Source organism: Amycolatopsis jejuensis, from assembly GCF_000717335.1.
GTDB classification, from domain to species: Bacteria; Actinomycetota; Actinomycetes; order Mycobacteriales; family Pseudonocardiaceae; genus Amycolatopsis; species Amycolatopsis jejuensis.
The window spans coordinates 80,335-93,244 of the sequence record NZ_JNYZ01000018.1; the positions used below are offsets into that span (position 1 = coordinate 80,335).

Consider the following 12,910-nt stretch of genomic DNA (forward strand, 5'->3'; position numbering starts at 1 on the left):
CCCGGGCCAGCCAGCGCTGGCTCGGATGGTCGGGCGAGCACGGCGACGTTGACGTGCCCGCTCCGAGGCTGAGCAGCCCGGGCCGGGTGGCGCCGACGGTGGCGCAGCGGCTCAGGTAGATCGGGGCAGGCGCGGCACCGTTGACGCGCCTGCCCCGGGTCTCAGGCGATCGGCCGGTCCGTCGGCGCGATCGGGGCCGGGAGGACGGCCCGGCCGGTCAGAAATGCGTCCACCCCGGCCGCGCAGGACCGGCCCTCCGCGATCGCCCACACGATCAGCGACTGCCCGCGGCCCATGTCCCCAGCGACGAACACGTTGTCCACCGTCGTCCGGAAGTTCTTGTCCCGCGACACATTCCCGCGCTGGTCGAGCTCCACGCCGAGGTCGGTGAGCAGGCCCTCGCGCTGCGGGCCGAGGAAGCCCATCGCCAGCAGCACCAGCTGCGCGGGCAGCTCCTGCTCGCTGCCCTCGACCGGGACGAACTTGCCGCCCTCGTTGCGTACCTCCACCAGCTTCAGCGCGCGCACCCGGCCGTCCGCATCGGACAGGAACTCCTGCGTGTTCACCGAGTACAGCCTTTCGCCGCCCTCCTCGTGTGCCGAGGACACCCGGTAGATCATCGGGTACGTCGGCCACGGGTGTACGTCCGAACGCGACTCCGGCGGACGCGGCATGATTTCCAGCTGCGTCACCGATTTCGCGCCCTGCCGGTGCGAGGTACCGACGCAGTCCGCGCCGGTGTCGCCGCCGCCGATCACCACGACGTCGAGCCCGGCCGCGGAGTACGGCGACTCCGCCAGCTCGCCCGCCGCGACCCGGTTGGCCGGTGGCAGGAACTCCATGGCCTGGTGGATGCCGTCCAGCGAACGGCCGTCGATCGGCAGGTCGCGCCACGCCGTCGCGCCGCCCGCGAGCACCACCGTGTCGTGCTCCGCGCGCAGCTGCTCGACGGTGACGTCGATGCCCACGTTCACCGACGTCCGGAACTCCGTGCCCTCGGCGCGCATCTGGTCGAGCCGGCGGTCGAGCCGGGACTTCTCCATCTTGAACTCGGGAATGCCGTACCGTAGCAGCCCGCCGATCTTGTCCGCGCGCTCGTACACGACGACGCTGTGCCCCGCCCGCGTGAGCTGCTGCGCGGCGGCCAGCCCGGCCGGACCGGACCCGACCACCGCGACCTTCTTGCCGGTCTTCGCGACCGCCACCTGCGGCGTGACCCAGCCCTCTTCGAACGCCCGGTCCACAATGGAGATCTCGACCCGCTTGATGGTGACCGGATCGTCGTTGATGCCCAGCACGCACGCGGTTTCGCACGGCGCCGGGCACAGCGTGCCGGTGAACTCCGGGAAGTTGTTGGTGGCGTGCAGCCGTTCCGCCGCCTGCTGCCAATCCTCCCGCCACACCAGCGTGTTCCACTCCGGAATGAGGTTCCCGAGCGGACAACCCTGGTGACAGAACGGAATCCCGCAGTCCATACAGCGGCCGGCCTGCTTTTCCAGCCGCGTGGTGGCGAAGTCCTCGTAGACCTCGCGCCAGTCCAGCAGGCGCAGATCCACCGGACGCCGCTTCGGTTCCTCGCGTGTGGTGGTCAGAAAGCCCTTGGGGTCAGCCATGAGCGGCCTCCATGATCGCCTCGTTCACGTCCCGCCCGTCCCGCTCCGCCGCCACGCGAGCGGCGAGGACCCGCTTGTAGTCCTTCGGCATGACCTTGCCGAACCGGTCGACCGCGGTGTCCCAGTCCGCGAGCAGCTCGCGCGCGACGGCGGATTCGGTTTCGTTGTAGTGCTTTTCGATGGTTTCGCGGAGGAAGTCGACGTCGGAGCTGTCGAGCGGGTCGATGTCGACCATCTCCGGGTTGACCCGGTGCGCAGGCAGGTCGAGCACGTACGCGACCCCGCCGGACATCCCGGCCGCGAAGTTGCGTCCGATCCCGCCCAGCACCACGATGCGCCCGCCGGTCATGTACTCACCGCCGTGGTCACCGACGCCCTCCACCACGGCCAGCGCGCCGGAGTTGCGCACGCAGAAGCGTTCCCCGACCTGGCCGCGGATGAAGATCTCGCCGCTCGTGGCGCCGTACGCGATCACGTTGCCCGCGATGATGTGGTCCTCGGCAACGATCGGCGATTCCTTCGGCGGCCGCACGATGATCCGCCCGCCGGACAGGCCCTTGCCGACATAGTCGTTGCCATCGCCGAGGAGCCGCAGCGTGATGCCCTTCGGTACGAACGCGCCGAACGACTGACCTGCGGTACCGGTGAAGGTGACGTCGATGGTGTCGTCGGGAAGCCCTTCGCCGCCCCATTTCCTGGTGAGCTCCGAGCCCAGCATGGTGCCGACGGTCCGGTTCACATTGCGCACCGGCAGCTCCAGCCGCACCTTGTCCCCGGCCGACAGCGCGCCCTCGGCCAGCTGGATCAGCGTGTTGTCCAAGGCCTTGTCGAGCCCGTGATCCTGCGCGACGACCTGGTGCCGGGCCGCGCGCGGCGGCAGGTCCGGCACGTGGAAGATCGGCGACAGGTCGAGCCCGGCGGCCTTCCAGTGCTCCACCGCCTTGCGCTTGTCGAGTAGCTCCGCGTGCCCGACCGCCTCGGCGACCGACCGGAAACCCAGCTCGGCCAGGTACTCCCGCACTTCCTGGGCGATGAACTCGAAGAAGTTCACCACGTACTCCGCCTTGCCGCTGAACTTCTCGCGGAGCTTCGGGTTCTGCGTCGCGACGCCCACGGGACACGTGTCCAGGTGACACACGCGCATCATGATGCAGCCCGACACCACCAGCGGCGCGGTCGCGAACCCGAACTCCTCGGCGCCGAGCAGCGCGGCGATCACGACGTCACGGCCGGTCTTGAGCTGGCCGTCGGTCTGCACCACGATCCGGTCGCGCAGCCGGTTGGCCAGGAGCGTCTGCTGCGTTTCGGCCAGCCCCAGCTCCCACGGCCCACCGGCGTGCTTGATCGACGACAGCGGCGAAGCGCCGGTGCCGCCGTCGTGGCCGGAGATGAGCACGACGTCCGCGTGCGCCTTGGAAACCCCCGCGGCCACCGTGCCGACGCCTACTTCGGACACCAGCTTCACGTGGATGCGTGCGTCCGGGTTGGCGTTCTTGAGGTCGTGGATCAGCTGCGCCAGGTCCTCGATGGAGTAGATGTCGTGGTGCGGCGGCGGCGAAATGAGGCCGACCCCCGGCGTGGAATGCCGGGTTTTCGCAATCCACGGGTACACCTTGCCGCCGGGCAATTGCCCGCCCTCGCCAGGCTTTGCGCCCTGCGCCATTTTGATCTGGATGTCGTCGGCGTTGACGAGGTATTCGCTCGTGACCCCGAACCGGCCACTTGCGACCTGTTTCACCGCGGACCGGCGCTCCGGATCGTAAAGCCGCTCCGGGTCCTCGCCGCCCTCGCCGGTGTTCGACTTGCCGCCGAGCCGGTTCATCGCGATGGCGAGCGTCTGGTGCATTTCCATCGAAATCGAACCGTAGGAAATGGCGCCGGTGGCAAACCGCTTCACGATCTCCGAAACCGGCTCGACCTCTTCGATCGGCACTGACGGCCGGTCGCCGTACTTGAAGTCGAAAAGGCCGCGCAGGGTCAGGAGTTTCCCGGCCTGGTCGTCGACCGACTTCGTGTACTCCTTGAAGACCTCGTATTTCCCGGCCCGCGTGGAATGCTGCAGCTTGAACACCGTCTGCGGGTTGAACAGGTGCGGCTCGCCTTCGCGCCGCCACTGGTAGTCCGCGCCGGTTTCGAGTTCGCGGTGACTCGCCCGTACCCCGTCGATGGGGAAGGCACGCAGATGCCGGTACGAGACTTCCTCGGCAATGGTGCCGAAGCCGACGCCACCGAGCCGGGAAGTGGTTCCGGTGAAACAGGTGTCGATCACCTCAGTGCCGAGACCGACTGCCTCGAAGATCTGCGCACCGGTGTACGAGGCCACTGTGGACACGCCCATTTTGGACATCGTCTTGCGGACACCCTTGCCGAGCGCCTTGATCAGGTTCGCCGTCGCCTGCTTCGGCGTGACACCGGGGATGAGGCCCTGGTGCGCCATCTCCTCGACGGTCGCCATCGCGAGGTACGGGTTCACCGCCGCGACGCCGTACCCGACCAGCAGCGCGATGTGGTGCACCTCGCGCGCGTCGCCCGCCTCGACGATCAGGCCGACCTGCGTACGCGTCTTCTCCCGCACCAAGTGGTGGTGCACCGCGCCGGTGAGCAGCAGCGACGGGATCGGCGCATGGTCCTTGTCGACCCCGCGGTCGGACAGCACGATCAGCCGCGCGCCGTCCTCGATCGCCTCGGACACCTCGGCGCGGATCTCGTCCAGCCGCTGCAGCAGCGCGTCCCCGCCGCCGTGCACGTTATACCGGCCCATCACGGTGATCGCCTGGAACTCCGGCAGATCGCCGTCGTCGTTGACGTGCACCAGTTTCGCGAGCTGGTCGTTGTCCAGCACCGGGAACGGCAGCACGATCCGGCGGCACGACGACGCACCGGCGGCCAGCAGGTTCGGCTCCGCGCCGATCTGCGTGCCGAGCGCGGTGACGAGCTCCTCGCGGATCGCGTCCAGCGGCGGGTTGGTGACCTGGGCGAAAAGCTGGATGAAGTAGTCGAACAACGGCCGCGAATGCGACGAAAGGGACGCCAGCGGCGAATCGTTGCCCATCGAGCCGATCGGTTCCGCGCCGTTGCGGGCCATCGGCTCGAGGATGGTCTCGAGTTCTTCTTCGGTGTAGCCGAAAGCCTGCTGCCGGCGGACGAGTGCGGCATGCAGCGGGACCTCGCGGTCACGTTCGGGCAGGTCCTCCAGGCGCAGCAGCCCGGCGTCGACCCATTCGTCGTACGGATGCTCGGAAGCCAGCTCGCCCTTGATCTCCTCGTCCTCGACGATCCGCCCGGCGGCGGTGTCCACGAGGAACATCCGGCCCGGCTCCAGCCGTCCTTTCCGGACGATCTTCGCCTGGTCCAGCTCCAGCACGCCGACCTCGCTGGCGAGCACGACGAGCCCGTCGTCGGTGACCCAGTAGCGGCCGGGGCGCAGGCCGTTGCGGTCGAGCACCGCGCCGATCTGCGTGCCGTCGGTGAAGGCCACGAGCGCCGGGCCGTCCCACGGCTCCATGAGCGTGGAGTGGAACTCGTAGAACGCCCGCCGCGCCGGGTCCATCTCCTGATGGTTTTCCCACGCCTCCGGGATCATCATCAGCACCGCATGCGGCAGCGGCCTGCCGCCGAGGTGGAGCAGCTCCAGCACCTCGTCGAACGACGCCGAGTCGCTCGCGCCGCGCGTGATGACCGGGTAGATCCGCTTGAGGTCGCCGGGGATCAGGTCGGTCTCCAGCAGTGCCTCGCGGGCGTCCATCCAGTTGCGGTTGCCCTTGAGGGTGTTGATCTCGCCGTTGTGTGCCACGTACCGGTACGGGTGCGCCAGTGGCCACGACGGGAAAGTGTTGGTGGAGAAGCGGGAGTGCACCAGGCCGATCGCGCTCGTCACGCGCTCGTCGGTGAGGTCGAGGAAGAACTTCTCGACCTGCGGCTCGGTGAGCATTCCCTTGTAGACGATCGTGCGCGAGGACAGCGACGGGAAGTACACGTCATCCTCGGCCAGCTCGTGCTCGGAACGCTTGCGCACGCAGAAAGCGGCGCGTTCGAGGGCGAGGCCCTCGCGGTTGTTCCGGCGCCCGGCAAGGAACAACTGGGTGAAATGCGGCATGCTCTGCGCCGCGGTGGGACCGCAGTGCGCGGTGTCGACCGGCAGCTCGCGCCAGCCAACCACCCGCAGGTCCTCCTCGGCGGCAATCCGCTCGATGGTGGTCATGGCGCGGCCGCGGCGCTGCTCGTCGCGCGGCAGGAACGCGGTGCCGACGGCGTAGCTGCCCTCGGGCGGCAGCTCGAAACCGGCGACCTCGCGGTAGAACGTGTCCGGGACCTGGATCAGCAGACCGGCGCCGTCGCCCGTGTCCGGCTCGGCCCCGCGCGCTCCGCGATGTTCCAGATTCTTCAGCGCGACCAGGGCTTTCGCCACGATCTGATGATCCCGGCGGCCGGTCAGGTCCGCGACGAACGCCACCCCGCACGCGTCGTGCTCGTACGCGGGGTCGTAGAGGCCATCGGTGGCCGGTGTGCTGAAACCGGAAGTGGAACGGTGGGTCACGGCTGGCCGCCTCCCAAGGCGTTGGCGCGGTCGTGCTCACTCCATCGAAGGTTCGTCTGTGAACCGGTTAACGAAGTGGTCCGGAACCGCGATGGTCAGTCGAGAAGGGAAAACCATCCGGTGCCGCACCTTCGGGGACGCCGCGATGCGTCCCGGTGCGTGGGGTACCGCGGCCCGGTCGGACGACCAGGCCGGGAGCCGGATGGTTCCAAGCCGCACGGCGATGGGCGGCGGAACGGTTTTCTGCACGGCGCTGTACAGGCACGCGCCGTCGTCGGTCGGCCTGAGTGGTGGGGGCCGGCCGGGCGCGTGGTGCTGTCCCCGGGTTCGCCGGGTCTTATGACGATAGTGTGAATTCGCTGTAATCGACATACGTCGTGGCGCGGGCGTGGGAAACGCCACGCATACGTTGACGGCCACCGGGGTACTCCCATATGCCGGGCCGTCTCTCCCGCCAAGCGGTCAGCGGTGCCGCTGACCTGCGTAAACGCCTGCGCCCGCCCGTCTTATGTGCACCCGCGGCACCTGGTTGACTGGACGGCATGAGACGGCGCGCCGATGGCTGATCGTTATCTGTCCGTGGCGGCATCCGGGCTGCACGAGATCGAAATCCGCCGCTCGCGGTTCCTCTGTGCCCTCGCCCCGGCCGCCGACGAGCCGGGCGCCCGCGAGGTGATTGCGGCCCGCCGGCGCGCGGAACCCTCGGCGCGGCACCACTGTCACGCGTTCGTCCTCGGCTCCGACGGCCGCACCCAGCGTTCCAGCGACGACGGCGAACCCGCCGGGACGGCCGGCGTGCCCATGCTGGAAGTGCTGCGCCGCCGCGAGGTCACGGACACGGTCGCGGTGGTGTCTCGTCATTTCGGCGGGGTGCTGCTGGGCGCCGGGGGACTGATCCGCGCGTACGGGCAGGCGGTGTCGGAGGCGCTCGATCACGTGGGGCTCGTGGAGTACCGGCGGCTGCGGCTCTTCGACATCGAGGTGGACTACACGCGAGCCGGCCGGCTGGAGAACGACGTGCGGACGTCTCCGTACGTGCTGCACGAGACCCGTTTCCAGGCGGCGGCGCACTTCGAGGTGGGCCTGCTGCCGGGCGAGGAGCCCCGGTTCACCGCGTGGCTGGCCGACCTGACCGGCGGCGAGGCCGTCGCGGTGGAGCTGGGGGAGGAGTGGGTACGCGGATGATCAAGCGGCGACCGGGTTTCCGGCCAATGCGCGCTTGCCCGCGGCAGTCAGCCGCGCCGGGACTCTTCCCCCGCACGGCCCTTCGGCGGCCGCTTCGATCAGGCCGTTGCGGACGAGATCGCGGACCGTCGCCTGGTCGCAGCAGCTCAGCCCGTCCACGAAAAGGTCCGGTTCGCAGCTGCAGCTGATCTCCGCGTGCCCTTCGGCCACGGCTCTCAGCGTGGCCCGCTCCCGGTGGTTCAGCTCGGTCATCACTCCGCCAGTGTCCGTCGCGGGGTGCCCGATGTCGCGTATTTCGCGCCGTTTCCGGGGGTATGTCGCGACACTTTCGGGGCGTCCGCTGTGGACTGTCACCGGATGCGCTGGAGCAGGGTCCGGACCGCAGGGGTGACGAGCCGTTCGACGTCTTCGGGGGTGGCGGTGGCGAGCGGGTCCTTGCCGACGATCGAGCGGACAAGGCCGATCCCGAGCAGCCAGGCCATCGCGAGATCGGCACGCAGCTCGGCGTCCGGTTCGTCGGTGAGCCCGGCCAGCGCCCGGGTGTACTCGCCGCCGACCTGCGCGCGCAATGCCTCGTCGGCGTGCTCGGTGCCGGAGGATCGCAGGTACGTCTCGACGGAGTTGTTGCCGCCGTCGAGAAGGGCCTGCAACGCTTGCCCGAAAAGCTCCTCCGGCGGGGTCGTCTCGATCTGGGCAAGACCGCCGCGGGCGATCACGATCTCGAACAACGCGTCCTTGTTGCCGAAGTACCGGAACAGCAAGGCCTGGTTGACCCCGGCGCGGTTCGCGATGTCGCGCACCGTGGTGCGGTCGAAGCCGCGTTCGGCGAACAGTTCGGCCGCAGCATCGAGCAGCGCGGCCTTCGTCGCCGCCGCGTCGCGTCGGTGCGGATCGACGCCCATCCGGCCTCCCGTGGTCGCTGGCTCGCGTTCCCGACGAGACTAGCCCTGGCCGGCGGCTATGCGGGGGAGCCCCAGCTGACCGGCAGCTCGCGGACGCCGTAGACGAGCGTGTTGTGCTTGTACTGCAACGAGTCTTGCGGTACGGCCAGCCGCAGATCAGGGATCCGGCGGAACAGGCCCGTCAACGCTTCCTGCAGTTCGACCCTGGCCAGCTGCTGGCCGATGCACTGGTGCGCGCCGTATCCGAAGGCGACATGCGTACGGGGTGCTTCCCGGGTGAAATCGAGGCGGTCGGCGCCGGGAAACCAGTTCTCGTCGCGGTTCGCCGAGCTGAGGGCGGCCACCAGCCACTCACCCGCATTGACCGTCCGCTCGCCGATCCGGACGTCCTCGGTGGCGTACCTCGCCACTCCGAACTGCACGATCGACAGGTAGCGCAGCAGCTCCTCGGCTGCCCGCTGCGGGTCCGCGAGCGCGGGGTCACGCAGCTCGGGGTGATCGAGCAGGGCAAGCGTGCTGAGGGTGATCATGTTCGCGGTCGTCTCGTGCCCGGCCACCAGCAGGTTGAGCCCGAGCAGGACGAGCTCGGGAAGGGTGAGCGGGTCGCCGGTGGTCTCGCCGCGGACGATCAGCTTGCTGAACAGGTCGTCCTGCGGATCCTGCTGTTTGCCGGCGAACAGCTCCGCGAGGAATGCGGCAATGGCGTCATATGCCCGATTTGTGTCCTCGGGTGTGCCCTCGGTACTGAGCAGCGCCCCGCTGTGGTGCTGGAACTGCTCGCGCTCGGCATACGGGACGCCGAGCAGCTCGCAGATGATCAGCGAGGGGATCGGCAGCGCGAAGTCCTGCATCAGATCGGCGGGGCCGCCCTTGGCGAGCATCGTGTCGAGGTGCTCGTCGACCAGCTGCTTCACCGAGGCACGGAGGGTCTCCACCCGGCGCACGGTGAACTCGGCGAGCACCATCTTGCGCAGCCGCGCGTGGTCGGGCCCGTCGAGCTGGATGAGCGAGCCCGGCTTGACCTCCTCGTCGGGGTCGAGCTCCGGTTTGACGTGCACTGAGGACGCGCCGCGCGAGCTCAGCGTGCGGTCGGCGAGCACGGCGCGGACGTCGTCGTACCGCGTGACGACCCAGGCGTCGATCCCGGCCGGGCAGCGCATCCGCGTGACAGGCTCGGCGTCCCGCATCGCGGCGTAACCGGCGGGCGGGTCGAACGGGCCGCCGGCCGGCCGGTCCACCGGGAGGTCGGGGAGTGCGGATGCGGGGGCCATGGCGGTACCTCTCGTCCGGCGGCGGGTCTTCCTCCACCATGGAGGCACCCGGACCGGGCCGGGCCGATCGGTGCCGGAAGGGCGGCAGATCTGCCCGGAATGCCCTGGCCGCGCCGAGGGGTCAGGCAGACTGCGGCCGCAGCGCGGCGAGCGCGTGCCGGGCGGCCTCGCTGAGCCGGGCCGGGACGCGGTCGCCGAGCACGCCGGGCCGGACCGGGCAGATCCAGCCGCCGTCGACCAAGCGGGTCACCGCGGAGTGGTCGCACCATCCGCCGTCCACGGCGAGGTCCGGGGCCGGGCCGATGAGGATTTCCGCCCGGCCGGCCGCGACGGCCCGCAGGATGGCGTGTTCCCGGTGGTTGAGGGTGTCCGGCTCCATGGCGATCACTTCTTCGGTTCGGCCTCCCGGCGCTGGGAGGATCGGGACCCCATGGTCGGCCGTGCCGGTTCCGGAACGGAAGGGCTTGCCGGGCAGCCGGGTACTTACAGTCATCGGTGCTACCCCGGCGGACACTCCGGTCAGACCGGTTCCCCGGCCGGTTCGTCGGCGAACCGGCGCGCGACGCGGTCGGCCCCGGCCTTCGCCCACGCCGTTGTACCGGCGATCGCGAGCACGATGATCAGCGTCGTCCCGCCCGCGACGGCCCACCACGCGGCTGCGTAACCGACGAGCGGCACGGCCGCGGCGGCGAGGATGGTGCCCGCGATCGCGACGCCGAGGGTCTGCCCGACCTGCCGCGACGTCGAGGCGACCGCGGCGGCGACCCCCGCCTGCGAGAGCGGCATCCCGCTCACCGCGGCGTTGGTGATCGGCGGGTTCAGCAGCCCGAAGCCCAGCCCGAACACGCCGTACGCGACCGCGAGGACCCACAGTGGCGTGGTGACCGACGCGGTGGTGAGCACGATCGCGACGGCGGTCATCGAGAATCCGGCGGCCAGCAACGGGATCCGCGCTCCGCGGGCGGCGACGATCCGGCCGGACAGCGGGGCACAGATCGTGGCGGCGACGGCGGTCGGCAGCAGCATCAGCCCGGACTGCAGCGCCGAGAGCCCGCGGACCTCCTGCAGGTAGAGCGGCGAAAGGAAGAGGAACGTCCCGAAGGCGGCGAGCCCGCACACCGCGCTGACCGTGGCCGAGGAGAACGGCGCGCTCCGGAAGAACCGCAGTTCGATGAGCGGTTCCCGGCGGCGGATTTCCCAGCGGATCAACCCGATCAGCGCGACGACGCCGATGCCGAAGAGGCCGAGGATGAACGGCGATCCCCAGCCGAGGCGCTGTCCTTCGATGACCGCGGTCACCACCGAACCGAGCAGCACCACGACGAGGGCCTGCCCGACCGGGTCCGGACGGCGGGACCGCGCGGCCCGCGACTCCGGCACGTACCGCGCGGTGAGCACGAGCGCGGCGAGCACCACCGGGACGTTGACCCAGAAAATGGCCCGCCAGCCGATGCCCTCGGTGAGCACCCCGCCGAGCACCGGGCCGACGCCGAGGGAAATCCCGACGATCGAGCCCCACACCCCGATGGCGCGCGCCCGCTCGCCGGGGTCGGTGAAGACGTTGGTGATGATCGACATCGCGACCGGGTTCAGCATCGCGCCGCCGAGCGCCTGCACGATCCGTGCCGCGACCAGCCAGCCGATCGACGGCGCGAGGCTGCACAGCAGCGACCCGAGCCCGAAGAGGACCAGCCCGGTCAGGAGGATCCGCTTGCGCCCCAACCGATCCCCGGTGGCCCCGGCGAGCATGAGGAAACACGCGAGCACGAGCGTGTACGCGTCGACTGTCCACTGCAGACCGCTGATCGACGCGCCGAGGTCGCTGCGGATGGCCGGGAGCGCGACGTTGACGATGGTGTTGTCCATCGCGACGACCAGGATGCTCGAGCACAGGATCGCGAGGACGCCGAATCTTCTCCGCGCGGTGTCGACTCCCATCAGCGTGCCTCCCAGCCGGCGATCTCGGCGGCAATGGCTTCGTCGCTCAGATTCTCGGCGCTCCAGGCCGCCGCCGCGTAACCGTCGGGGCGCACCAGGACGGCCGCCGCGCCTTCCCAGCCCCGCAGCGAACGGACGACCTCCCCGTGCGGCCGGGTTTCCGGCACCGGGCCGAGCGCGACGAGCGTGAGCCGGTCCGGCTGCAGTGCGCGGTGCAGGGTTCCGCCGTGGGCGAGCGGGAGGTTGGGTACCCGGCGGCCGCCGAGCCCGCCGTCCGGCGCGGCATAGGACACGTCGAGCCCGGACAGCCAGCCGCGCAGCTCGTCGGCGGTGTCGCCGTCGCGGCAGATGAGCCCGGACATCATGTCTCGCAAGGCTTTTCCGGCGGGCGTGAAGGTGACCATCAGCCCGGCTTGGGCAAGCGTGTTCGCCGCGAGCCGGGCGGCGATCGGACGGCGCTCGGCGTCGTAGGACTGCGGTCCGTCGACGATCCGGCGCGGCGCCCGGCCGCTTGCCTCGGCGGCGAGCTTCCACGCGAGGTTGGCCGCGTCCTGCACGCCGACGTTGAGTCCCTGGCCGCCTGCGGGCAGATGTACGTGCGCGGCGTCGCCGGCGAGGAACACCCGGCCTGCGCGGTAACTGTCGGCATGCCGGGTGGTGTCGCCGGCGCGGGAAGTCCAGAGCACCTCGGTGAGACAGAGGTCGTCGCCCGCCAGCCGGCCGAGGATGTCGCGCAGCTCCGCCGCACTCGGGATTTCCGCTTGGCGCCGCGCGGCGTCTTCCGGCGTCAGGCCGGTGTCGCACAGTTCGTTCCCGAAGACGCGGTACACGCCGCCGGGCAGCGGGAGGACGCTGTACGAGCCGCGTTCGAGGTCCCAGTTGTGCGGTTTCGCCGGGGGCCGGGCGAGCCGGACGTCGGCGAGGAAGCCCATGCACGATGCGGGACTGCCGGGAAAACCGAGTCCGAGCGCGTGCCGGACCGCGCTGTGCGCCCCGTCCGCGCCGACGACGTACCGCGCCCGCCGGGTGCCGGCACCGGACGTGATGGTGACGCCTTCGTCGTCTTGGTCCAAGGTGGTGAATTTCCACCCGAATTCGACGGGAATGCCCTGTTCGGCCAGGTGCCTGGCGAGCAGCCGCTCGGTTTCGGGCTGCGGCAGCTGGAGGACGAAGGGGAACGAGGTGTCGAGCTTCTCGTAGCTCAGCCGATCGGGTAGAGCGGCGAAGTGCGCGGCCGGGACCGCGTTGCCTGCTTCGACCATCCGCTCGGTCACCGCGCCATCCGCCAGGCAGTCGAGAACCTCCAGCGTGCGGGGGTGAATCGTGGTCGCCTTCGACTGCTGCACGCGCTCCGGCTTCGCCTCGAAAACCTGCACCGCAACCCCCGCGCGATGCAGCAACGCGGCCGTCGCCATTCCTACCGGCCCGGCCCCGATCACTGCGACCTCGATCTCCATGGCGTCC

9 protein-coding genes are annotated in these 12,910 nt (G+C 70.1%); 1 reads left to right on the forward strand and 8 read right to left on the reverse strand.

The window, feature by feature from the left end:
- Positions 1-161 precede the first annotated feature (161 nt).
- Both OO71_RS24600 and gltB read right to left on the reverse strand, forming a co-directional pair.
- Positions 162-1,613, reverse strand: a complete 1,452-nt coding sequence (locus OO71_RS24600; RefSeq protein ID WP_033292238.1) for a glutamate synthase subunit beta — start codon at positions 1,611-1,613, stop codon at positions 162-164.
- Positions 1,606-6,150 carry a glutamate synthase large subunit gene (gene gltB / locus OO71_RS24605; protein WP_033292239.1) on the reverse strand — a complete coding sequence of 1,515 codons (4,545 nt, stop codon included), beginning with the start codon at positions 6,148-6,150 and terminating at the stop codon, positions 1,606-1,608. Before gltB ends, OO71_RS24600 begins: the two co-directional genes overlap by 8 nt.
- Before the next feature lie 558 nt (positions 6,151-6,708).
- Between gltB and OO71_RS24615 the strand changes: the two genes are divergently transcribed.
- Complete coding sequence (locus OO71_RS24615) at positions 6,709-7,335, forward strand: YigZ family protein (RefSeq protein ID WP_033292241.1); 627 nt, start codon at positions 6,709-6,711, stop codon at positions 7,333-7,335.
- Here OO71_RS24615 and OO71_RS24620 read toward each other — a convergent pair whose 3' ends face one another.
- The 6 genes from OO71_RS24620 to OO71_RS24645 all read right to left on the reverse strand — a co-directional run bounded on the left by OO71_RS24620 (position 7,336) and on the right by OO71_RS24645 (position 12,903).
- A complete protein-coding gene (locus OO71_RS24620; protein ID WP_033292242.1) occupies positions 7,336-7,587 on the reverse strand; it encodes a hypothetical protein in 252 nt (83 codons plus the stop codon).
- 98 nt (positions 7,588-7,685) lie between these two features.
- Complete coding sequence (locus OO71_RS24625; RefSeq protein WP_033292243.1) at positions 7,686-8,237, reverse strand: TetR/AcrR family transcriptional regulator; 552 nt, start codon at positions 8,235-8,237, stop codon at positions 7,686-7,688.
- Between the two features lie 56 nt (positions 8,238-8,293).
- A complete protein-coding gene (locus OO71_RS24630; RefSeq protein WP_033292244.1) occupies positions 8,294-9,508 on the reverse strand; it encodes a cytochrome P450 in 1,215 nt (404 codons plus the stop codon).
- 121 nt (positions 9,509-9,629) lie between these two features.
- A complete protein-coding gene (locus OO71_RS24635; protein ID WP_051792093.1) occupies positions 9,630-9,887 on the reverse strand; it encodes a hypothetical protein in 258 nt (85 codons plus the stop codon).
- A 140-nt stretch (positions 9,888-10,027) separates the two neighbouring features.
- Complete coding sequence (locus tag OO71_RS24640; protein WP_033292245.1) at positions 10,028-11,446, reverse strand: MFS transporter; 1,419 nt, start codon at positions 11,444-11,446, stop codon at positions 10,028-10,030.
- On the reverse strand, positions 11,446-12,903 hold the full coding sequence (locus OO71_RS24645; RefSeq protein WP_033292246.1) for an FAD-dependent monooxygenase: 1,458 nt from the start codon (positions 12,901-12,903) through the stop codon (positions 11,446-11,448). Before OO71_RS24645 ends, OO71_RS24640 begins: the two co-directional genes overlap by 1 nt.
- Between the last annotated feature and the right edge of the window lie 7 nt (positions 12,904-12,910).

What these genes read in the sequence shown, in the direction of transcription:
- OO71_RS24600 (WP_033292238.1), bottom strand. Translation starts at nt 1,613, where the DNA reads ATGGCTGACCCCAAGGGCTTTCTGACCACCACACGCGAGGAACCGAAG.
- OO71_RS24615 (WP_033292241.1), top strand. Translation starts at nt 6,709, where the DNA reads ATGGCTGATCGTTATCTGTCCGTGGCGGCATCCGGGCTGCACGAGATC.
- OO71_RS24620 (WP_033292242.1), bottom strand. Translation starts at nt 7,587, where the DNA reads ATGACCGAGCTGAACCACCGGGAGCGGGCCACGCTGAGAGCCGTGGCC.
- OO71_RS24625 (WP_033292243.1), bottom strand. Translation starts at nt 8,237, where the DNA reads ATGGGCGTCGATCCGCACCGACGCGACGCGGCGGCGACGAAGGCCGCG.
- OO71_RS24630 (WP_033292244.1), bottom strand. Translation starts at nt 9,508, where the DNA reads ATGGCCCCCGCATCCGCACTCCCCGACCTCCCGGTGGACCGGCCGGCC.
- OO71_RS24635 (WP_051792093.1), bottom strand. Translation starts at nt 9,887, where the DNA reads ATGGAGCCGGACACCCTCAACCACCGGGAACACGCCATCCTGCGGGCC.
- OO71_RS24640 (WP_033292245.1), bottom strand. Translation starts at nt 11,446, where the DNA reads ATGGGAGTCGACACCGCGCGGAGAAGATTCGGCGTCCTCGCGATCCTG.
- OO71_RS24645 (WP_033292246.1), bottom strand. Translation starts at nt 12,903, where the DNA reads ATGGAGATCGAGGTCGCAGTGATCGGGGCCGGGCCGGTAGGAATGGCG.